Source organism: Celeribacter sp. ULVN23_4 (assembly GCF_054788345.1).
In genome coordinates this window covers 89,638-109,750 of record NZ_JBTVYO010000006.1, presented here as the reverse complement: position 1 = coordinate 109,750, position 20,113 = coordinate 89,638, and the positions used below count along the sequence as shown (strand labels likewise).

17 protein-coding genes are annotated in these 20,113 nt (G+C 59.5%); 14 read left to right on the top strand and 3 right to left on the bottom strand.

Annotated elements, in window-relative coordinates:
- Nucleotides 1-253: 253 nt before the first annotated feature.
- Nucleotides 254-469, bottom strand: coding sequence for a DUF1127 domain-containing protein (locus ACYBHZ_RS13770; RefSeq protein ID WP_460274861.1), 216 nt, complete (start codon nucleotides 467-469; stop codon nucleotides 254-256).
- A gap of 330 nt (nucleotides 470-799) precedes the next feature.
- On the opposite strand from ACYBHZ_RS13770, the gene ACYBHZ_RS13765 reads away from it, so the two are divergent.
- The 12 genes from ACYBHZ_RS13765 (at nucleotide 800) to murD (ending at nucleotide 16,302) form a co-directional block, all read left to right on the top strand.
- Nucleotides 800-1,891, top strand: coding sequence for an Mrp/NBP35 family ATP-binding protein (locus ACYBHZ_RS13765; protein ID WP_460274860.1), 1,092 nt, complete (start codon nucleotides 800-802; stop codon nucleotides 1,889-1,891).
- Nucleotides 1,892-2,132: 241 nt separating this feature from the next.
- Nucleotides 2,133-2,549 carry a universal stress protein gene (locus tag ACYBHZ_RS13760; RefSeq protein WP_460274859.1) on the top strand — a complete coding sequence of 139 codons (417 nt, stop codon included), beginning with the start codon at nucleotides 2,133-2,135 and terminating at the stop codon, nucleotides 2,547-2,549.
- Between the two features lie 89 nt (nucleotides 2,550-2,638).
- Entirely contained in the window at nucleotides 2,639-4,252 is a 1,614-nt protein-coding gene (locus tag ACYBHZ_RS13755) for a BCCT family transporter (RefSeq protein WP_460274858.1), read from the top strand.
- A 285-nt stretch (nucleotides 4,253-4,537) separates the two neighbouring features.
- Nucleotides 4,538-6,484, top strand: coding sequence for a TonB-dependent receptor plug domain-containing protein (locus ACYBHZ_RS13750; protein WP_460274857.1), 1,947 nt, complete (start codon nucleotides 4,538-4,540; stop codon nucleotides 6,482-6,484).
- Nucleotides 6,485-7,201: 717 nt separating this feature from the next.
- Nucleotides 7,202-7,693, top strand: a complete 492-nt coding sequence (mraZ, locus tag ACYBHZ_RS13745; RefSeq protein ID WP_460274995.1) for a division/cell wall cluster transcriptional repressor MraZ — start codon at nucleotides 7,202-7,204, stop codon at nucleotides 7,691-7,693.
- A gap of 1 nt (nucleotide 7,694) precedes the next feature.
- Nucleotides 7,695-8,690: a 16S rRNA (cytosine(1402)-N(4))-methyltransferase RsmH gene (gene rsmH, locus ACYBHZ_RS13740; RefSeq protein WP_460274855.1), complete on the top strand. Its 996-nt coding sequence runs from the start codon at nucleotides 7,695-7,697 to the stop codon at nucleotides 8,688-8,690.
- A 15-nt stretch (nucleotides 8,691-8,705) separates the two neighbouring features.
- On the top strand, nucleotides 8,706-9,062 hold the full coding sequence (gene ftsL / locus ACYBHZ_RS13735; RefSeq protein WP_460274854.1) for a cell division protein FtsL: 357 nt from the start codon (nucleotides 8,706-8,708) through the stop codon (nucleotides 9,060-9,062).
- On the top strand, nucleotides 9,059-10,861 hold the full coding sequence (locus ACYBHZ_RS13730; RefSeq protein WP_460274853.1) for a peptidoglycan D,D-transpeptidase FtsI family protein: 1,803 nt from the start codon (nucleotides 9,059-9,061) through the stop codon (nucleotides 10,859-10,861). Before ftsL ends, ACYBHZ_RS13730 begins: the two co-directional genes overlap by 4 nt.
- Before the next feature lie 16 nt (nucleotides 10,862-10,877).
- Nucleotides 10,878-12,350: a UDP-N-acetylmuramoyl-L-alanyl-D-glutamate--2,6-diaminopimelate ligase gene (locus ACYBHZ_RS13725; RefSeq protein WP_460274852.1), complete on the top strand. Its 1,473-nt coding sequence runs from the start codon at nucleotides 10,878-10,880 to the stop codon at nucleotides 12,348-12,350.
- Nucleotides 12,350-13,753, top strand: coding sequence for a UDP-N-acetylmuramoyl-tripeptide--D-alanyl-D-alanine ligase (locus ACYBHZ_RS13720; RefSeq protein WP_460274851.1), 1,404 nt, complete (start codon nucleotides 12,350-12,352; stop codon nucleotides 13,751-13,753). Before ACYBHZ_RS13725 ends, ACYBHZ_RS13720 begins: the two co-directional genes overlap by 1 nt.
- A 9-nt stretch (nucleotides 13,754-13,762) precedes the next feature.
- A complete protein-coding gene (gene mraY / locus ACYBHZ_RS13715; RefSeq protein WP_460274850.1) occupies nucleotides 13,763-14,845 on the top strand; it encodes a phospho-N-acetylmuramoyl-pentapeptide-transferase in 1,083 nt (360 codons plus the stop codon).
- Between the two features lie 62 nt (nucleotides 14,846-14,907).
- Nucleotides 14,908-16,302: a UDP-N-acetylmuramoyl-L-alanine--D-glutamate ligase gene (murD, locus tag ACYBHZ_RS13710; protein ID WP_460274849.1), complete on the top strand. Its 1,395-nt coding sequence runs from the start codon at nucleotides 14,908-14,910 to the stop codon at nucleotides 16,300-16,302.
- 15 nt (nucleotides 16,303-16,317) lie between these two features.
- Here murD and ACYBHZ_RS13705 read toward each other — a convergent pair whose 3' ends face one another.
- Nucleotides 16,318-17,694, bottom strand: coding sequence for an SLC13 family permease (locus ACYBHZ_RS13705; RefSeq protein WP_460274848.1), 1,377 nt, complete (start codon nucleotides 17,692-17,694; stop codon nucleotides 16,318-16,320).
- A 103-nt stretch (nucleotides 17,695-17,797) separates the two neighbouring features.
- Here ACYBHZ_RS13705 and ACYBHZ_RS13700 point away from each other — a divergent pair, with 103 nt between their 5' ends.
- Nucleotides 17,798-18,592 carry an AraC family transcriptional regulator gene (locus tag ACYBHZ_RS13700; protein WP_460274847.1) on the top strand — a complete coding sequence of 265 codons (795 nt, stop codon included), beginning with the start codon at nucleotides 17,798-17,800 and terminating at the stop codon, nucleotides 18,590-18,592.
- Between the two features lie 60 nt (nucleotides 18,593-18,652).
- On the top strand, nucleotides 18,653-19,132 hold the full coding sequence (locus ACYBHZ_RS13695; protein ID WP_460274846.1) for a hypothetical protein: 480 nt from the start codon (nucleotides 18,653-18,655) through the stop codon (nucleotides 19,130-19,132).
- Between the two features lie 21 nt (nucleotides 19,133-19,153).
- Here ACYBHZ_RS13695 and ACYBHZ_RS13690 read toward each other — a convergent pair whose 3' ends face one another.
- On the bottom strand, nucleotides 19,154-20,086 hold the full coding sequence (locus ACYBHZ_RS13690; RefSeq protein WP_460274845.1) for an L-lactate dehydrogenase: 933 nt from the start codon (nucleotides 20,084-20,086) through the stop codon (nucleotides 19,154-19,156).
- Nucleotides 20,087-20,113: the final 27 nt, after the last annotated feature.

The following is a 20,113-nucleotide window of genomic DNA, read 5'->3' as shown; positions in this document are numbered from 1 at the left end:
GGAGGAGGAAGGCACCGCCGCCTTCAGTCACGGCCCCTCAGGGAGGAGGAGAGAGAGACCGATCTCAAGGGCTTTCGCCCGGTATAGGTGCGACGATGCAGGGAGGAGGAAGCATCGTCGCTCTGGTCTTCAGGGCCGAGGGAGGAGGAGTGGCCCCGAATTCCGGTATCTGTTGCGGCAGCTCCAGGGAGGAGGAGAGGAGCTGCCGCAGGTATCAGGGCCCAGGGAGGAGGAGAGGGCCGTGATGTCTATTTCAGTTGCCGTAAGCTGCCTCGTAGGCGACGGCGCGAAGGGTTGCGCGGGACATTCCGAGATCAGCGAGATCGCGATCCTCGAGAGAGGAGAGCTCAAGCATGGTCTCGCGGTAGACCCGATAGCGTGCGAAGCGCTCAGCAACGGCTTTGAACAGGCCGCCGAAGGACGCGGTAGATGCCGTTGCGGCGCTGTTGATATCGTTCGTATAAGCCATGTGACTTTTAAACCTTGATGTGCGTGCGGGCTTGCCCGCTGTCTGCGACCGCAGCTTGTTTCCCGTTGCCTCTGTTTGATGGGCAAACCGCTTTGGGGCGGTCGAGGGTTGCAAGCCTTGGCTGCTTTTGTTGATCTCAATATCGGTGAAATGCTGCGAATGCACAATCCGCCGCTTCGGCATTGCCGCTATGCAGAGAATGCATGACCAATGCTGACCTATTTTTCAGCGCTTCTGCCTTGTCTGGGGCAGTTTGCGATAACGCGCAGTGGAAAAAGGTCAGCAAAGGGCCTATTTCGAAACAAACGCAAGGGGCGGAAAGGAAAAGATATGTCCGCAGATCAAGACAGGATTATGACGGCGCTCAAGGATGTGCGGTTGCCGGATGGGACATTGCTTATTGAACGCGATCTTGTGCGGGCGCTTTCGGTCCGCGATGGGGTCGTGAGCTTTGTGATTGAGGCACCGGACGCAGCGGCGGCTCAAACTATGGGCGGTGTCGAAGCGGTTGTGCGCGCAAAACTCGAAGCGATTCCCGGCGTGACCAAGGTGTCCATCGTGACGACCGCGCATGGTCCTTCCGCAAAGCCCGCGCCTGCGGCCTCCGGTCAGGAGCCGCCGAGTTTTAAAATCGGACGGCATCCGACCCCGCAACAGGGCAAGCAAGGCGTGCCGGGCGTTAAACATATTATTGCCATCGCCTCCGGGAAGGGCGGGGTGGGCAAATCCACAGTGTCCGCCAACCTCGCCGTCGCTTTGGCGCGACAGGGGCGCAAGGTCGGGCTTTTGGATGCTGACATCTACGGGCCCTCTCAACCGCGTATGATGGGCGTCAACAAACGCCCGGCGTCGCCGGATGGCAAAACCATTGAGCCGCTTCACGCGCACGGGGTCACCTTGATGTCGATCGGGTTGATGATTCCCGATGGCGAAGCCGTGGTCTGGCGTGGGCCGATGCTGATGGGCGCCATGCAGCAGATGCTGGGGCAGGTGGCTTGGGGGGAGCTGGATGTTCTCTTGATCGACATGCCGCCGGGAACCGGCGATGTTCAATTGACGCTCGGGCAAAAGACAGAGCTGACCGGGGCGCTTGTGGTGTCCACGCCGCAGGACGTGGCGCTGATCGATGCGCGGCGCGGGATTTCCATGTTCGAAAAGTTGAACGTGCCTGTGCTTGGCCTGATCGAGAACATGTCAACGTATGTCTGTCCGAACTGTGGCCATGAGGCGCATATCTTCGGTCATGGCGGTGTGGCGGACGAGGCGGCGAAACTCGATGTGCCGCTTTTGGCGGAGCTGCCGCTGGCGCTTGAGGCGCGGGTTGCCGGAGATAAAGGCGTGCCGATTGCTGCGACCGACAGCCCGCTGGCCGAACCTTATATGCAACTGGCGGATCGGCTGGTGCAGATTGGTGTCGCCTGAGGCGTCTCTACCGCGCCTGAAAGGACATATCGGATGTTTGGAAACGCGCGCTCTGAAAGGGGCGCGCGTTTTGCGTGAAGCGCCACCTGTTTGCAAAAATGCGCTTATCTCGTTATCGTGAACATGCTGAAAGGCATTTTGCCACTGCGTTTCATTTGGCGCGCATCGCTTTTGCGTTGCGCTTTCTCGAAAGGGTCACGACGGGCCGGCAAGCCTGCACAAAACTCCCTGAAAGGACAGTATGTTTACAAAAATTGTGGTCCCTGTGGACCTCGCGCATGCGGACAAGTTGGCCGCAGCCCTTGAGACGGCGGCAGATTTGGCTCTGCTTTACAAAGCCTCCGTCGTCTATGTTGGCGTCACGGCCTCGCCCCCTGGCTCATTGGGGCACAATCCAACGGAATACGCGGAACGTCTGGTGCAGTTTGCACAAGATCAGGGCGAACATTACGGTTTCGATGTCGAAACGCGCGCTGTCGTCAGTCACGACCCCGCCACGGATCTCGACAAATCTCTCGCCAAGGCGGTGAAAGATACTGGCGGCGATCTGGTTGTCATGGCGACCCATGTTCCCAATGTCGCAGATCATTTCTGGCCGTCCCATGGCGGCAAACTGGCCACCCATACAGACGCATCTGTGTTTCTTGTTCGCGGCTGAGCTGTCTTGACCTGTGTCCTTCGCCCAGTCGGAAAAACTGGGGCGGCGCAGGCGACCCGAGAAGTCATTCAATTCTGAGGAGTACTCCTATGAGCGACGACGGCATTCCCGCCCCGGAGGGCGAAGCCGATTTGATCGAGACCGATTACGAGATCGGTCAGGATAATATCACAACAACCGTTGGTCCTTTCGGGCTCGACATTCACAACCCGGTGTTTCTCGTGTCGGGCCTCTCCATCGTGGTCTTCGTCCTTGTGACGCTGGCCTTTCAGGAGCAGGCCGGGGCTGTGTTCACCGATCTGCGCAACTGGCTGACGGCGACCTTTGATTGGTTCTTCCTGCTGTCTGCCAATATCTTCGTCATCTTCTGCTTGTTTCTGATCGTATCGCCCTACGGCAAGGTCCGATTGGGCGGCATGGATGCGACGCCGGACTATTCATATAGCGGCTGGTTCGCGATGCTCTTCGCGGCAGGCATGGGGATTGGCCTCATGTTCTATGGTGTGTCGGAGCCGATCTCGCATTTCTCCTCGTCCTTTGCGGACAATGCCGGGACGCCGGAAAGCTGGGCACCGCTTGCGGGGGCGCCGGGGGATGCAGAAGCTGCGCGACGTCTTGGTATGGCGGCCACCATCTATCACTGGGCTTTGCACCCTTGGGCGATCTACGCGGTGGTGGCGCTGTCTCTGGCGCTGTTCTCATTTAATAAAGGGCTTCCCTTGACGGTGCGCTCGGTGTTCTATCCGATTTTCGGCGAACGCATTTGGGGATGGCCGGGCCATGTCATCGACATTCTTGCGGTGTTTGCGACGCTCTTCGGTCTCGCGACGTCTCTCGGTTTCGGTGCTGAGCAGGCCAATGCCGGGCTCAACCACCTCTTTGGTATTCCCGTCAATGACGTATCCAAAGTGATCCTGATCGCGATCATCACCTGTTTTGCGCTGCTGTCCGTGGTTGCTGGGCTCGATGCCGGGGTCAAGCGCCTCTCCGAGATCAACATGGGGCTGGCCTTGTTGCTTCTGCTCTTTGTGATCGTGGTCGGTCCGACGCTTGCGATTCTGACGGGGTTCTTTGCCAATCTGAAAGCCTATGTGATGGAGCTGCCCGCACTGGCCAATCCTTTTGGGCGTTCGGATGACAACTTCCGTCAGGGCTGGACCGCTTTCTACTGGGCTTGGTGGATTTCCTGGTCTCCGTTCGTCGGTATGTTCATCGCGCGGGTGTCGCGGGGCCGGACTGTGCGCGAATTCCTGATCGCCGTGCTGATCGTGCCGATGCTGGTGTCTGTCCTTTGGATGACGGCCTTTGGTGGCACCGCGATCAGTCAGATCGTCAACGACAATTACACGGCTGTGAAAGATGCGGCGCTTGAGTTGAAACTCTTCGCGATGCTCGAAGCACTGCCATTGCAGTCCATCACCTCGCTGATCGCGATTGTTCTTGTGATCGTGTTCTTTGTCACCTCGTCGGACTCCGGCTCTCTGGTGATCGACACGATCACGGCGGGCGGAAAGGTCGACGCGCCGGTGCCGCAGCGCGTGTTTTGGGCCAGCTTCGAAGGCCTCGTTGCGATTGCCCTGTTGCTGGGCGGCGGTCTTGGCGCGTTGCAGGCGATGGCGGTGTCTACAGGGTTCCCGTTCACCATCGTGCTGTTGATGGCCTGTTATGCCACATGGCGCGGGCTTCGGTCCGAGCCGCGATAAGGTCGATCTGTGGCCCTTCTGCATCAGCAAAGGGTCTGGTGGACGGATCAAACAAGAGACCCCGCCGTCGCATGACGGCGGGGTCTTTTTTATAGTTTACTGTTTTTCTTTGCTATTTTTCGACGCGCTGATCGTAAGGTGTCAGTTGCTGCGATATTTGAAAAAAATTCTTGAAACACAATGTGGTAAATTCCTGACAAAAATACTTGAGATTCTCTCTGCGATCGCGTAGCTGCACAAAAAATGCACAAAAAATGCACAAAATGTACTGAGAGAGGGATATTTATGAAAATGTCGCGTGTCGTGGCGTTGTGTGGCGTGTCTTACGTCGCCTTCGCATCTGCTGGTGTTGCCCAAGAGGTCCATGTCCTTGATACGATTGTCGTGTCGCTGGTCGAGGAGGGGCAGGAGAACATCGAGGCCACCGGCGGTGCCGTGATTTCTGAAGAGGACATTCAGGCGCTCAGCCCGAAAAACGTCAGCGAATTGTTCGCACGTGAATCCGCGGTCACGGTCGCGGGCGGAGCCGGTCCGGCCCGCCGTATTCACGTCTTTGGCATGGAGCAATCCAACCTCGCCGTCACCATCGACGGTACGCCGCAGGCGGCCACAAGCTGGCACCACACCGGCTCGTCGGTCTTTGATCCGGCCTTCCTGAAATCCGTCGAGGTCGAAGCAGGTGCGGCCGCCGCAGACAGCGGTTTCGCCGCCGCCGCTGGCGCTGTGCGCTATGAGACTGTGTCGGCCTACGATCTTTTGGAGCCGGGTGATGTCATCGGCGGGCGCGCAAGCCTGAGCTATGGCGACAACGGTCAGGGCGTGTCTGGCAGCCTCGCGGGCTTTGGGGCCTATAAAGGCTTCGACTGGCTTTTGATGGTCAGCAAGCAGGACGGCGACGATTACGAGACCGGCGATGGCGAAGAGGTCCTTGGCTCTGCGCCGGGCGCGGGCGGCGTTCTCGCAAAACTCGGTTATGAATTCGCGGAACATCGCATTGAGCTGAACTACGCTCATGACGAAGACAAAGAGGACCGCACCGTCAAGATGAACCTCTATCAGAGCACCGATGCGCTCTACCCGATGGAGGTGACCCGCGACACGATTTCTTTGAAATACACCACGACCGCGCCGACGGATCAGTGGGACCCCGAAGTGTCCCTCTATTTCTCGGAAAACGATTACTGGCGTCCGAACTATGACCATGACGGTCGCTTGACCAATGGCGATATGGCGCTCGAAGAGGATCAATTCGGCGGCAAGGTCCAGAACGTCTTCACTTTGGACAGCGGCACGGTCACGGCAGGTGTCGATTTCAATCAGCACGATTTCTCCGTCGATGCCTATGGCGACAACGGGGCCGGGGTGCGCAATTTCTCGACCACGCAGATCGGGCTTTTCACGCAAGCACGGCTTGAGTTCGGGCGGTTCGATCTCTCGACCGGCGCACGCTATGATTTCCATCGTTTCGATGACTGGAATGGCGAGCGGTTCTCCGACAGCGGCGCAAGCGCCAATGCCACCCTGTCCTATGAGGTGATCGATGGGGTTGAAGTCTTCGCCGGGGCGTCCGAGACCTGGCTCGGCTATGTGATTGGCGATTACGCTTATCTGCATGCGCGTTCGGAGCCCTACACCACCGATCCTGATTTCGCAGCGGGCAAATCGCAAAACGTCAAAGTCGGTTTCAACGCCAACTTCGGGGCGTTTCAGGGTGGTCTGACCTATTTCAAGACCACGGTCGAAGGGCGCCCTTCCTATGGCTCTTCCGTTTTGACCAACGATGCTGACTACGAGAGCGAAGGTTACACGGTCAATGCGGCCTATAGCTGGGGCACGGGGCGTGTTGGTGTGAATTACACCAATGTCGATACGTCCTATGATGGCGAGGAGGCTGCGCCCGATGGCAGCACCTTTATGCCGGTGGGGGATACGGCGGCGCTCTATGTCGATCAAGAGTTTGCCGACTACAATCTTAAGGTCGGCGGGGCCGTCGAATGGGCTGGCTCCATCGATTACGCCGGAACTTTCGATCCGCAGGACTCCTATACGGTCGTGAACGCCTATGCCGAATGGCAACCGCAAGCCCTTCAGGGGACGACCCTGCGTCTCGGTGTCGATAACCTCTTCGATGAGACCTATTTCGAGCGCTCCAGCTATGCCAACGGCACGCGTGCCACGGCGATCTATGCGCCGGGCCGCACGGTCAGCCTGACGGCGACGCTCGACTTCTGAACCAAGTTCCAACTCGTGGACGAAAAGGGGCCTTCGGGCCCCTTTTTGCGTTTTTGGTGGGGTGGTTCTCACGCGTCTGGGATTTCACGGGACGCGCTGAGCTTTGGTCTGTGGGACTTCATGGGAATTCTGGGAATTCATGGTCTTTATGCCAAATCCAGCCCTGTGGGCGAATCACTTTTGCGTACAAGCCTGTGGATAACTCCGTGGATTTCTGTGTGTTTGGGGGTGTGTATAAATTTTTTCTGGGAAAATGCCTCCATCGGAGGGCGGGTTTTTATAACTAAATGTGGTTATTTTTTACGCTTTATAGGCTATATATGTCATCTCTTTCGTGGGTTCGCACTGCAAGGCCTTGAGCGGGCTGTCCTTGTGGAGCGATATGTTGAGACTGTGGAGAATAAAGCCATTGATTACCATGAATTCCCATAGCATAGTGGGTTCATGCGATGAGAGGGGAATGGGCGGCGCATTCAAGACCGCAAACAAAGACCCATAGTCAGGTTCATACAGGCACCCGGCTCATCAAAGAAAGAGATCCGGCGCGCGAGCGAGCAGACATCCCCCCAAGATGGCACGCGCAGCCCGGACACCCGTAATTCGGGACGAGGGCGGCGGATTGAGCAGTGGCAGCAGCTCATCCGCCGTTTCGCTTAAAAGCCCCGCGACGCAACGACGTGGGGCAGGGACAGGTAAAGGAGCGACCCTTTGGTCGGCATGTTCATAGGCGAACACACCTTTAAGGTGGACGGAAAGGGACGCGTGTCGATCCCTGCCGATTTTCGTCGTGAACTCGAACTGGGTGATCCTCTGGCCGCCGAGACCGGCCGTCCCCGTATGGTGATCGTGTACGGTCACGACAAACAGAAACAACTGATCGTCCATACTTACGAAGGCTACCGCACGCTGGCTGCCGATATCGCGCGCCTGCCGCGTGGCTCGGAAAAACGTAAGATCATGGAACGTATGATCCTCAATCGTGCCCGCCCGACCGAAGTCGACAATGACGGTCGTCTGGTTTTGCCGCAGCCCTTGCGCGACAAAATCGGGCTTGATGGCACGGCCTATTTCGCCGGTATGGGTGAGACCTTCGAAATCTGGAAGCCCGAGACCCACGAGGCGGTCGATGCCGCCATTTCCGAGAAATGGCTCGAAGCACAGGGTGAGGATTTCGATCCGCTCAGCCTTCTTGACGATCTGGAGGTCTGAGATGACCTCGGGTGATGATAAAAAGCCCCACATCCCGGTTCTCCTGCGCCCGCTTCTGCGCGAATGCGCGCCGATCCGGGGGCGTTGGTTGGATGGGACCTTCGGTGCCGGTGGCTATACCAAGGGTTTGATCGCGGAAGGGGCGGAACATGTGACCGGCGTGGACCGTGACCCGCTCGCGCATCAGATGGCCGCCGAATGGATCAATGAACCGCCCTATGCCGGGAAAATCGATCTCGTCCTCGGTACGTTTGGCGAAATGGATGACTACGCCTCCGGTCTCGATGGTGTGGTCCTCGATCTCGGCGTGTCGTCTATGCAGCTCGATCAGGCGGAGCGCGGATTTTCCTTCATGAAAGATGGCCCTCTCGATATGCGCATGAGCCAGGATGGGCCGTCGGCGGCGGATTTCGTCAATACGGCGGATGAACGCGAGATTGCTGAGGTGCTGTTCCACTACGGCGAGGAAAAGCAGTCGCGCAAAATCGCCCGTGCCATCGTCAAAGACCGTGTGGAGAAAGAGTCCTTTACCACGACGCTGCAACTCGCGAACCTGATCGAGCGCCTGCTGCCACGTAAAAAGCCGGGGCAGAGCCATCCGGCCACCCGGACGTTCCAAGCGATCCGTATCGCTGTGAATGATGAATTCGGCCAGTTGATCGAAGGTCTTGAGGCCGCCGAGCGCGCACTGGCACCGGGCGGTCAGCTTGCCGTGGTGAGTTTCCATTCGCTGGAAGACCGCGTGGTGAAACGCTTCTTTCAGGAAAGAGCCTCGACAGGTGGCGGCGGCTCGCGCTATGCGCCTGAACAAGAGGTGAAGACACCCGGTTTTGAGCAGCTTTCCAAAGCCATCGGTCCTGATGAGGACGAACTTGAAATGAACCCGCGCGCGCGGTCTGCACGTTTGCGGGTCGGGCGGCGGACCACGGCCCCGGCCAAGCCTGTGGACCGTGCGGCGATGGGATTGCCGAAACCTGTTTTGAAGTCGGTATCGTGAGGCAAGGGTAAAGAGATGCGTGGGGTTTATCTGATCTTGGCGGGGCTGGTGGTCATGGCGCTTGGCGTCTGGGCCTACCGGGAAAACTACGCGACCCAGCATGTGCTGCGCGAGGTGAGTCAGATCCAGCGCGATATCGGACATCAGCGCGAGGAACTTGCTGTTCTCAAGGCAGAATGGGCCTACCTCAACCGCCCCGCACGCCTGCGCGATCTGGCGGCGATCAACTTTGACCGTCTGGGGCTTCTGCCGTTTCAGCCGGAACAATTCGGCCGCGTCGATCAGGTGCCTTACCCGCAAAAAGAAGACCTCATTTCGGAGCTTTCCGAGTCTGTGAATGTGGTTGGCTCTCTGGAGGGTATTGAGCCATGAGTATTCGCACCCCGCTCCGCCCGCTCGCCAAGGTTCTGGAAGCCCGCTCCAGAGGGGAGAACCCCGACGCCATTGAACGTGAGAATCTGCGTCTGCGTCATGAGGAAATGCGCGACCGCTCCCGGCTCCGGGCCGAGGGGCGTCTTTTGGTTTTGGGCCTGTGCTTTGTGTCCGCCTTTGTCGTCGTCGGTGTGCGTATGGGGCAGGTGGCTGCCACCATGCCCGAAGAGCCGCGCGCCGAAGCGTCCGGAACACCGATTCTGGCGCAGCGCGCCGATATCGTGGATCGCAACGGGCGCATCCTTGCGACCAACCGCGTGACCAATTCGCTCTACGCCCAGCCGCAGGAGATGATCGACCCGATCCACGCAGCGGATGAGTTGATGCGTATCTTCCCCGATCTCGACAAGGACCGCTTGCTGCGTGACTTTACCGGCACGCGCAAGTTCCTGTGGATCAAGCAGAAAATCTCTCCGGAGCAGCAGCAGGCCGTGCATGACATCGGCGAGCCGGGACTGTTGTTCGGGCCGCGTGAAGAGCGCCTGTATCCGAATGGCAAGCTGGCCGCGCATGTGCTGGGCGGGACGAAATTTGGCCGCGAAGGCGTGATGAGCGCCGAGATTGTCGGCCAGTCGGGCATCGAGAAAAAGATGGACGACTACCTGCGCGATCCGGCGAACGGCGATAAACCGCTCCAGCTGTCGATTGACATGACCGTGCAGACCACGGTGCGTGAAGTGCTCGATGGCGGCATGCGGATGCTGAACGCCAAAGGCGCGGCAGCGGTGATGATGGACATTCACACCGGCGAGATCATTTCGTTGGTCTCTCTGCCGGATTTCGATCCGAACTCCCGTCCCGAGTTTTTTGATGGTAAGGACCCGAGCGCCAACCCGCGTTTCAACCGGACGGTGCAAGGTGTGTATGAGCTTGGTTCGACCTTCAAAATCTTCGCGGCAGCGCAGGCGATGGAACTTGGGATCGCGACACCGGAGACGGAAATCCCCGCCACCCCGCCGTTCCGTTGGGGCAAATATTCCATTGGTGAATTCGAGGGGCACAATTACGGGCCGTACCTGTCGCTTCGCGGGATGATCGTCAAATCCTCCAACGTCGCCACCGCGCATATCGCTCAGGAGATCGGCGTTGAGCGTCAGCAGTCTTTCCTGAAATCACTCGGTTTCTTTGAGCCGACACCGGTCGAACTCGCCGAGGCCCCCTCTGGCAAACCGCTTCTGCCGAAACATTGGTCCGAACTTTCGACGCTGACCATCGGTTACGGTCACGGGTTGTCGGCTTCGCCGCTCCACCTCGCGACGGCTTATTCCTCGCTTCTCAATGGCGGCACACGCGTGACCCCGACGCTTTTGCGGCGTACGGGCTATGTTCCCAAAGGGAACCGGATCGTGCGCGAGGACGTATCTGCTGCTGCGCGCAGCATGCTGCGGGACGTGGTTGCAGACCCCAAGGGGACCGCTTCCTTCGCCGAAGTGCCGGGCTATCGCATCGGGGGCAAGACCGGGACGGCAGACAAGCCGAAACCCACAGGCGGCTATTATGACCATAAGACGATCAGCACTTTCGCTTCGGTCTATCCGGCGGACGATCCGCAATATGTACTCATCGTGACGCTGGATGAGGCGGTTGAAACCTCGGGCCCGATCGCGCGCCGCACCGCGGGTTGGACCGCTGTGCCGGTGGCGGGCGAGGTGATCCGACGCACCGCGCCGCTCATGGGATTGCGTCCTGAGATTGAAACCCCCTCCCAAGCTGCGGTAACACTGACCGCGACGCACTGAAGAGGAAGGCGCGGGCATGATGAAATCTCTTTCTGAGCTGGGATTGACCGCGCAAGGCGGGCGCGAAGCACAGGTGACGGGCTTGTCCGTGGACAGTCGTCAGGTGCAGGAAGGCCACCTGTTTGCGGCGCTGCCCGGCGCACGGGCGCATGGGGCGGAGTTCCTGCCGATGGCGCTTTCAATGGGCGCGCGGGCGGTTCTGACCGATCGGGAAGGCGCGCGCATGGCCGCTGCGGCTATCAGTGAATATGACCCGGCGCTGGTCGTAGTCGAAGACCCGCGTCAAGCGCTGTCCTATGCCGCTGCACTTTATTTTGGCGCACAGCCGGACGTGATGGTCGCGGTGACCGGCACCAATGGCAAAACCTCCGTGGCGACCTTTACACGGCAAATCTGGCAATTGCTCGGTGTCACTGCCGTCAATATCGGAACCACCGGGGTCGAGGGCGATTGGCAAGCCCCGAGCCCGCACACCACACCAGAGCCGATTACGTTGCACCGGATGCTCTCCGAGGCCGCGAAAGCAGGTGTGACCCATGGCGCGATGGAAGCCAGCTCCCACGGTTTGGCGCAGCGCCGCCTCGACGGCGTGCGTCTCACCGCCGCCGCGTTTACCAATTTTACCCAAGACCATCTCGACTATCACGCCACCTTTGAGGCCTATTTCGCCGCCAAGGCCGGTCTGTTCACCCGTGTTCTGCCCGAGGACGGTGTGGCAATCGTGAATATCGACGATGCAAAGGGGATGGAGGTCGAAAGCCTCTGTGCCGAACGCGGCATTGATGTGATGCGCGTCGGGCGCTCCGATGCTGCCGATCTTCGCATTCTCGGACAGCGTTTTGATGCCACGGGGCAGGATCTGCGGATCGACTTTGTCGGCAATATCTACCAGATTCGTCTGGAGCTGATCGGTGGGTTCCAAGCGGAAAACGTCATGTCTGCGGCCGGGCTGGTGATGGGCTGCGGGGCCGATCCGGAGGAGGTTTTCTCCTGTCTGCCCGAGCTTGTCGGCGTGCGCGGTCGGATGCAGCATGCCGCGACTCGCGACAATGGCGCGGCGGTCTTCGTCGATTACGCCCATACGCCCGATGCCGTGTCCACAGCGATCAAGGCGCTGCGCCCGCATGTCATGGGCCGCATCATTGCCATCGTTGGCGCGGGCGGGGATCGCGACAAGACTAAACGTCCGCTCATGGGGAAAGCCGCCGCCGAGAGCGCTGATCTGGTGATCATCACGGATGACAACCCGCGCTCAGAAGATCCGGCGTCGATCCGGGCGGAAGTGCTCGCCGGCGCACCGGAGGCCATCGAGGTGGGGGATCGCGCCGAAGCGATCCTGCGCGGTGTTGATGCATTGCAGCCGGGCGATGCCCTTTTGATTTGCGGCAAGGGGCATGAGAGCGGTCAGGTGATCGGCGATGATGTGTTCCCCTTCGATGATGTCGAGCAGGCCTCTTTGGCTGTGTCCGCTTTGGACGGAGCGCTGTGATGGCGCTTTGGACCTCGGCGGAGGCAGAGACGGCGACGGGTGGGCGCGCGACACAAGAGTTTGAGATCACGGGTATTTCAATCGATACCCGCACCATTCAACCCGGCGATCTGTTCGTTGCGCTCAAAGATGTGCGCGATGGCCACGATTTCGTTGCGCAGGCGCTGGAAAAAGGCGCTGCGGCGGCTTTGGTGTCTCGCATTCCCGAGGTCGTGTCTGCGGACGCACCTCTGCTGATTGTCGATGATGTGCTTCCCGCGCTTGGCCGTCTAGGTGCAGCGGCCCGCGCGCGGATCAAAGGCAAGGTGATCGGGGTCACGGGCTCCGTTGGAAAGACCTCGACCAAGGAGATGCTGCGCGCGATCCTGAGCCAGCAGGGCAAGACCCACGCGGCGGAGGCCAGCTATAACAACCATTGGGGCGTGCCTCTGACGCTGGCGCGCATGCCCGCCGATACGGATTTCGCCGTGATCGAGATCGGGATGAGCAATCCGGGCGAAATCAGACCTTTGGCGGAGCTTGCCAAACCCGATGTGGCGATGATCACCACGGTCGCGCCTGCGCATATGGCGGCGTTCGAAAGCCTTGAAGGCATTGCGCGTGAGAAGTCCGATATCTTCAAGGGATTGCCCGAGGGCGGCATTGCCGTGTTCAACGGCGATCTCGATGTCAGCGATATTCTGGCCCGCGCTTGGGAGGGGGAGAAAATCCGGTTTGGCGAAGACGAGGCCTGCAGCGCGCGCCTGCGTTCCGTCGAACTCTCTGACGGCGCAACGCAGGGCGAGGCGGTGATCGACACGGATCATGTGAGCTTCCGCCTTTCCACGGCAGGCCGACATTTCGCGGCCAATGCGGTGGGATGCCTTGCCGTGATCTATGCCTTGGGGCTGGATGTTGCGAAAGCGGCTGCCGATCTGACGCTTTGGGCACCGCCCGAGGGGCGCGGGGCCCGCGAACAACTGCAACTCCCTGTTGGTGCGCCCGTCGAATTGATCGATGATGCGTTCAACGCCAATCCGACCTCGATGTCCGCCGCGCTTGAAGTGCTGGCGAAAGCCGAGCCTCAGAACGGTGGTCGCCGTATCGCCATTCTGGGCGATATGCTTGAGCTTGGCGAAAAGGAAGTCGCCATCCACGAAGGGCTGGCCGCTCTGCCTTGGTTCGCTACGGTCGATGCGGTGCATTGCGTCGGGCCTTTGATGCGGGCGCTTTACGATGTTCTGCCCGCCGAGCGGCGCGGAACATGGTTTGAAACCTCGAAAGAGGCGATCCCGGCGGTGCAAAGCCTGATCGGACCCGGCGATGTCGTGCTTGTGAAAGGCTCCAAGGGATCGAAAGTCAGCCTTTTGGTTGACGCGATGCGCAAATTGGGACAAGCGCAGCCAAACGAGACGAAAGGGTGAGTTGAGCAGATGTTGTATTGGATTTCGGGATTGTCGGACGGGGGCGATCTGTTCAACCTGTTTCGCTACATCACCATGCGGTCCGGCGGGGCGTTCTTCACCGCGCTGATCTTCGCGATGGTCTTTGGTCGTCCGCTGATTGACTTGCTGCGCCGCCGTCAGGGCAAAGGGCAACCGATCCGCGATGACGGCCCCGAGACGCATTTCGCCAAGGCGGGGACGCCGACCATGGGCGGCTTGTTGATCCTGACGGCCTTGCTCGTCTCCACGCTCCTCTGGGCGCGGCTCGACAATCCCTACGTTTGGATCGTGATGTTCGTGACCTTTGGCTACGGTTTGATCGGGTTTGCCGACGACTTTGCCAAGGTGTCAAAAGCCAATACCAAAGGTGTATCCGGGCGGGTGCGTCTGGGGCTTGGCTTCCTGATCGCCTTTATTGCGTCTGTCTGGTCCTCCATGGTCCATCCCGACGATCTGGCCTATCGGCTCGCGCTTCCGGTGTTCAAGGATGTGCTGTTCAACATGTCCTTCTTCTTCATTCCTTTCGCGATGATCGTCATCGTTGGCGCGGCCAATGCGGTGAACCTTACCGACGGTCTCGATGGTCTGGCGATCATGCCGGTGATGATCGCGGCTGGCACATTGGGTGCGATTGCCTATGTCGTGGGCCGTGTCGACTTCACCGACTACCTTGGTCTGCATTACGTGCCGGGCACGGGGGAAATCCTTGTCTTCACTGCCGCTTTGATTGGCGGCGGGCTTGGGTTCCTTTGGTACAACGCCCCGCCTGCGGCTGTGTTCATGGGCGACACCGGCTCGCTGGCTTTGGGCGGCGCGCTGGGTGCCATCGCCGTGGCGACCAAACACGAGATCGTTCTCGCCATCGTCGGTGGCCTCTTCGTGGTTGAAGCCCTCTCCGTGATCATTCAGGTGGCCTATTTCAAACGCACCGGCAAACGCGTGTTCCTGATGGCACCGATCCATCACCACTACGAGAAGAAGGGCTGGTCCGAGCCGACCATCGTGATCCGGTTCTGGATCATCTCTCTGGTGCTCGCGCTCATCGGTCTGGCGACGCTGAAACTGCGGTAAGATGAGAGGGGGCCGAGGCCCCCTTTTTTTGAGTATTGAGACAACAAAGGAGCGGGCACGCGATGATCCCTGTTCTCGGATACGAAGGTAAGAAAGTGGCCGTTCTGGGCCTTGGGCGTTCTGGCCTGGCGACGGCAAAAGCGCTTGAGGCCGGTGGGGCCGAGGCGCTTTGCTGGGATGACAGTGTCGAGGCGCGTGAGCGGGCCGAATCGGACGGCTTTGTCATTCACGACCTGCACAAGGGCAATGCCTTTGAGGGTGTGTCCTGTCTCGTCGTCTCCCCCGGTATTCCGCATCTTTACCCGGAACCGAACAAGCTTATCGCCCGCGCTTGGGAGGAGGGCGTGCCGGTCGATAATGACATCGGACTGTTCTTCCGTTCCTTGGGGCAGGGCGAGTGGATGGAGCACGACACGCCGCCGCGTGTGATCGCGGTGACGGGCTCGAATGGCAAGTCTACGACCTCCGCACTGATCCATCACATCTTTGAGGAAAACGGCACGCCCTGCCAGCTTGCTGGCAACATCGGGCGCGGTGTGCTTGATATCGAGCCGCCGCTCGACGGTGAAGTCATCGTGTTGGAGCTGTCTTCCTATCAGACCGATCTGGCGCGGGCTCTGACGCCAGATGTGGCGGTGTTCACCAATCTCTCTCCCGACCATCTCGACCGTCACGGCGGTATGGGCGGCTATTTTGCGGCCAAGCGCCGCTTGTTTGCCGAGGGAGGACCGGATCGCGCGGTGATCGGTGTGGATGAGAAAGAGGGCCGCTATCTGGCGAACCAACTGGTCGAAAGCCCGGAAGATATGCGTTTGATCCGGGTGTCTTCCGGACAAAAGCTTGGTGGCCCCGGCTGGAACATCTTTGCCCGCAAAGGTTTCCTCTCGGAATATCGCAAAGGCAAGCAAACGGCGTCGATCGATCTGCGCGAGATGGACGGGTTGCCGGGGGCGCACAACCATCAGAACGCCTGTGCTGCCTATGCCGCAGCGCGTGCGCTGAACCTTGCCCCGCGCGGGATCGAGGCCGCTTTGCGCAGCTTCAAAGGTCTGCCGCACCGCTCGCAGCTTGTGCGTGAGATCAACGGTGTCCGTTTCGTGAATGACAGCAAGGCCACCAATGTCGATGCCGCCGCCAAGGCGCTTCAGGCCTTCCCGCGTATCCGCTGGATTGCTGGCGGTCTGGGCAAAGAGGGTGGGATTGAAGCGTTGCAGCCCTATCTTGGGGCGGTGTCCAAGGCCTATCTCATCGGCTTCTCGGCACGCGATTTTGCGCTGCAGATTGGCGATACGCCTTATGAGATCTGCGAGACGATGGATGTGGCGGTCGCGAAAGCCGCAGCTGAGGCAGAAGAGGGCGAGACTGTCCTGCTCGCCCCTGCTGCTGCCTCGTTCGACCAGTTCCCGAATTTCGAGAAACGTGGTGATGCTTTCGCCGCCGAGGTCGAAAAGCTCTGAGTTTTCAAGGCTGGATCAGATCCAGCCCAAAGCCACCCACCAGAGATAGTCGAGCGGGATGAAGACCAGAAAGGTCAGGGCCGCCAGAGACAGCGTCATCTTCATCAGGTGACGCGTGCTTTCCCCTGCCAGCCCCATGGCGACGATCAGTGGGCCGACCTGATAGGGGAAGATGACGGTGGAGAACCCGATGACCTGTGTCATCAGAACGGTTTCGAGGGAGAAACCTGTGGCTTGCGACAATTCCTCGGCCAGAGGTGTCAAAACAGCAGGCACGCCCGGCATGGTTGTGAAAATCGAGGTCAACGCTCCCAGTGTGGAAAGCGAGTAGAAGTTAAGGAAATCACGCCCCTCAGAGAGCGGCAACATGCCCACGACCTGATGCGCGACGATTGCGCCGAGCCCCGAGCTGTTCACCACAGCGCCCAAAGCCAGCGCACCCGCGACAAACATCAACATGCCGAAATCGACCGCGCCTTTGAACACCGGCGGCGGGACAAGGCCGAGGCGCGGGATCAGCAGGACCAAAGTGGTGGCCAGCCCGATCCATGCGGCGTTGATATGGTGCAGCTGATCCGTGGCCCAAAAACCGATGGTCGCCAGAAGAATGACCATCAAAACCGCCTGTTTGCGCGATGAGTTTGCGGCACCTTTCGACAGCTCAACGGGTTTCGGTGCGACTTTGGCCGGGAAGAAATAGAGCGTCAGAAGCACCAAGGTGACGGATTTGAGAATGCCCAGCACCGGATAGTGCAGCAGCAGATAATCGGAATAGGAGAACTCCATCCCGAACAGCTTGTCCGCCATGCCGGAGAGCACGATGTTCGGAATGTTGGAGGGAAGGATCGCAAAGCTCGGCATGTTGGTGCCGAAAGCGATGATGACCGCCACGCCAATCCGTCCCTTTGAGCCCTTTTCAAGGCCCAGCATATCCGAGAGCGCCATGCCGACGGGCACCAGAACGGCGGAGCGGCCGAGCGAAGAGGGCATGACGAACCCGAGCAGCATACCGATCACCATCAGCCCGCCGATCAGCATCGGATAGCTTTTCGACAGATGCGGACGGGCCACTTCGCCGATCTTGGCGCCGAGACCGGAATGGGTGATCGCCGCGCCGATGACGAAGCCCGCGATGATCAGCCACATCGCGGTTGAGGTGAAGCCGGAGAAGACCACGTCCGGCGCGGCAAGCCCGGGCAAAAGGAGCGCCGTGAAAAAGAACAGCGAGGCCAGATAGCCCGGCACAAGCCCCGTGGCCCAGAGGCCGAGGGTGACCAGAACGATGGCGAAGATCAGCGCTTGGTTGGCGGCGAATATGCCGGGGACGGTGATGGCGATCGCCAGTGCGATCAGGGTAATGACCGAGATGACGGCCTCTCTGAAATAGGTCATGTGCAGTCCTGAGAAATCTATGCGGGAGTGAGCGCTGGCTCGTCTGGCTGCGCCGTTTGTCAAAGGTGTAGAAAAAATACCGGAAAGACGGTAGAACGACATTATGCCAAATCATGTCGATTATCTGCCAAATCCGGATGCGCCGCCCACAGGGATCGGATCTGATCTGACGCCGGGACGTCCGGTTGTCGCGCGGCGGGAGCAATTCACAGGCGGGTATACCGTCGAGCCGCACCGCCATCCGCGCGCGCAATTGGCCATGTGTTTCAACGGTATCCTACGGATGCAGGCGGGGGAGGACGTCTGGATCATTCCGCACAAACACGCGATCTGGATTCCGTCTGATGTCGAACATCAACTGAGCACACAGGGGCCGGTTCTCACCCATCACCTCTATGTCGCGCCGTCCTATGTGGGCCGCGCAGGTTTGCCAAAGGAGGTGACCGTGATGCGCACGACGCCGCTGTTGCGGGGCGTGGTGGATCGGATGGTAGACGGGGAGCTGACACGTGCGGAAACGCGGCGGCTGGCTTGGGTGGCTTTGGACGAAATCGGACGGTTGAGGCCGGCCGCGATGCACTTGCCCGGGGGGCGTGACCCGCGTCTGGTGGCGGCGATGGGTATTTTCCTGCGCCACCCGGAAGAGCGCCGGGGGCTGGCCGAGATTGCCCATGAGGTCGGCACGTCAGAGCGGACCCTTGCGCGCTTGTTCGTGGCGGAAACCGGCAAAACCTTCCGCGACTGGCGCGCGCGGCGGCGGATTTTATTTGCGCTTGAGAGGCTGGAGCAGGGCGAAAGCAGTACGGAACTGGCAGCACATCTGGGCTACTCCAGCCCGTCCGCGTTTATTGCGGCGTTCAAGCGGGATCTGGGAGCGCCGCCTTCGGCGTTTCGGTGAGGCTGGGGTGTATATTTTAAATTGAGAGCACAGCGCAAAGGATCGAGGGGGATTTTATAGATGGGGGCTGCACTGGATGAGTTTTTTCATGGGGTAATCGAACCATATATTCGAGATTTCGAAAAGAACCGCAAAAGTTTGAAGTGTGCATATGGTGCTGTTTGGGCATTGGATAGTTATGCATCCCATATTTTTTATCACTTTAGGGACAGTAGGAATCTGCCTTTCACTGGTGATATTGACTATAAAAATAAATTTCTAGCTGTGGAGTGTGACGAGTTCAGTATCATTATGGACATTTCTGCGGCGACGAAACACGCTTTGCGCAGCACAAAACGAACTTCAGTGGCTTCCAGTTCAGAATTGCAATCCGTCAATTTAGAAGGATGGGCCGCATATTTTGCGGGAGCGGATGCTGATGATTGGGGGGAGCAGGTTATTATAAATAACGCTCATCACCTTTTTTCACCTTTATTGCCTAAGGTGCTGCGCGTGGAGACCTTCTTGCAAACGATTAAAGAAGGGTTGGAGCAAGGGTAGTACTTTTTTACATTTATCCCCTCAATACTCCAAAGCATCCAGCGTCTTTTTCAAGAGCTTGGCGGAAGCCCCCAGCGCCTCGTGTTCTGCGTCGTCCAGTTCCGGGAACAGGTCCGACACCACGCCCTGCGCGCCGACGATGCGGGGGATCGAGAGCGCGACGTCCTGCACCCCTTCGACCTTTGGCGTCACAATGGACACGGACAATACCGTTTGCTCATCGCGCGCAATCGCCCGCACCAATCGCTCAAGCCCTGCGCCGATGCCGTACCACGTCGCGCCCTTACCGTTGATGATCGTGTAAGCGGCGTTGCGCACGCCATCGTCGATCCGGGCTTTAACCCCTTCGGTCAGGGGAACGCGCATCTGGGCGGCGAAGTCCTTGACGGACAGAGCGCCCGCACGGGCCGAGGACCAGCACAGGATTTCGCTGTCGCCATGCTCGCCCAGCACATAGGCGTGAACGGAGCGGGGGGCGACGCCAAGGTGCTCGCCGATCAGGTGGCGGAAGCGTGCGGTGTCGAGGATCGTGCCGGAGCCGATCACCCGGTGCGGCGGAAGGCCGGAAAGGCGTGTGGCGATCTGGGTCATGATATCGACGGGGTTGGTCGCCACGAGAAGGATCGCATCGGGGGCGGCGTCCAGCACCTTGCTAATGATCTGGCGGAAGACTTCGGCGTTGCGGGACAAAAGCTCCAACCGGCTTTCGCCCGGTTTCTGGCCGACACCTGCGGCGAGGATCACCACGCCTGCGCCTTTGAGATCGCCATAGTCGCCGGCCGTGACCACGGTCGAAGAGGCGAAGGGCACGGCATGCGCAATATCTTGAGCCTGTGCGCGGGCCAGATCGGCATTGTAATCGACGAAGACGATCTTGCTCGCGGTGCCTTTGAGGGCGATGGCATAGCCTGCTGCGGAGCCAACCATACCTGCGCCGACGATCCCGATTTTCATGTTCGATCTCCATTAAATGGGCGTGAA

Coding starts and splice junctions, on each gene's coding strand:
- ACYBHZ_RS13770 (WP_460274861.1), bottom strand. CDS start 469: ATGGCTTATACGAACGATATCAACAGCGCCGCAACGGCATCTACCGCG.
- ACYBHZ_RS13765 (WP_460274860.1), top strand. CDS start 800: ATGTCCGCAGATCAAGACAGGATTATGACGGCGCTCAAGGATGTGCGG.
- ACYBHZ_RS13760 (WP_460274859.1), top strand. CDS start 2,133: ATGTTTACAAAAATTGTGGTCCCTGTGGACCTCGCGCATGCGGACAAG.
- ACYBHZ_RS13755 (WP_460274858.1), top strand. CDS start 2,639: ATGAGCGACGACGGCATTCCCGCCCCGGAGGGCGAAGCCGATTTGATC.
- ACYBHZ_RS13750 (WP_460274857.1), top strand. CDS start 4,538: ATGAAAATGTCGCGTGTCGTGGCGTTGTGTGGCGTGTCTTACGTCGCC.
- mraZ (WP_460274995.1), top strand. CDS start 7,202: ATGTTCATAGGCGAACACACCTTTAAGGTGGACGGAAAGGGACGCGTG.
- rsmH (WP_460274855.1), top strand. CDS start 7,695: ATGACCTCGGGTGATGATAAAAAGCCCCACATCCCGGTTCTCCTGCGC.
- ftsL (WP_460274854.1), top strand. CDS start 8,706: ATGCGTGGGGTTTATCTGATCTTGGCGGGGCTGGTGGTCATGGCGCTT.
- ACYBHZ_RS13730 (WP_460274853.1), top strand. CDS start 9,059: ATGAGTATTCGCACCCCGCTCCGCCCGCTCGCCAAGGTTCTGGAAGCC.
- ACYBHZ_RS13725 (WP_460274852.1), top strand. CDS start 10,878: ATGATGAAATCTCTTTCTGAGCTGGGATTGACCGCGCAAGGCGGGCGC.
- ACYBHZ_RS13720 (WP_460274851.1), top strand. CDS start 12,350: ATGGCGCTTTGGACCTCGGCGGAGGCAGAGACGGCGACGGGTGGGCGC.
- mraY (WP_460274850.1), top strand. CDS start 13,763: ATGTTGTATTGGATTTCGGGATTGTCGGACGGGGGCGATCTGTTCAAC.
- murD (WP_460274849.1), top strand. CDS start 14,908: ATGATCCCTGTTCTCGGATACGAAGGTAAGAAAGTGGCCGTTCTGGGC.
- ACYBHZ_RS13705 (WP_460274848.1), bottom strand. CDS start 17,694: ATGACCTATTTCAGAGAGGCCGTCATCTCGGTCATTACCCTGATCGCA.
- ACYBHZ_RS13700 (WP_460274847.1), top strand. CDS start 17,798: ATGCCAAATCATGTCGATTATCTGCCAAATCCGGATGCGCCGCCCACA.
- ACYBHZ_RS13695 (WP_460274846.1), top strand. CDS start 18,653: ATGGGGGCTGCACTGGATGAGTTTTTTCATGGGGTAATCGAACCATAT.
- ACYBHZ_RS13690 (WP_460274845.1), bottom strand. CDS start 20,086: ATGAAAATCGGGATCGTCGGCGCAGGTATGGTTGGCTCCGCAGCAGGC.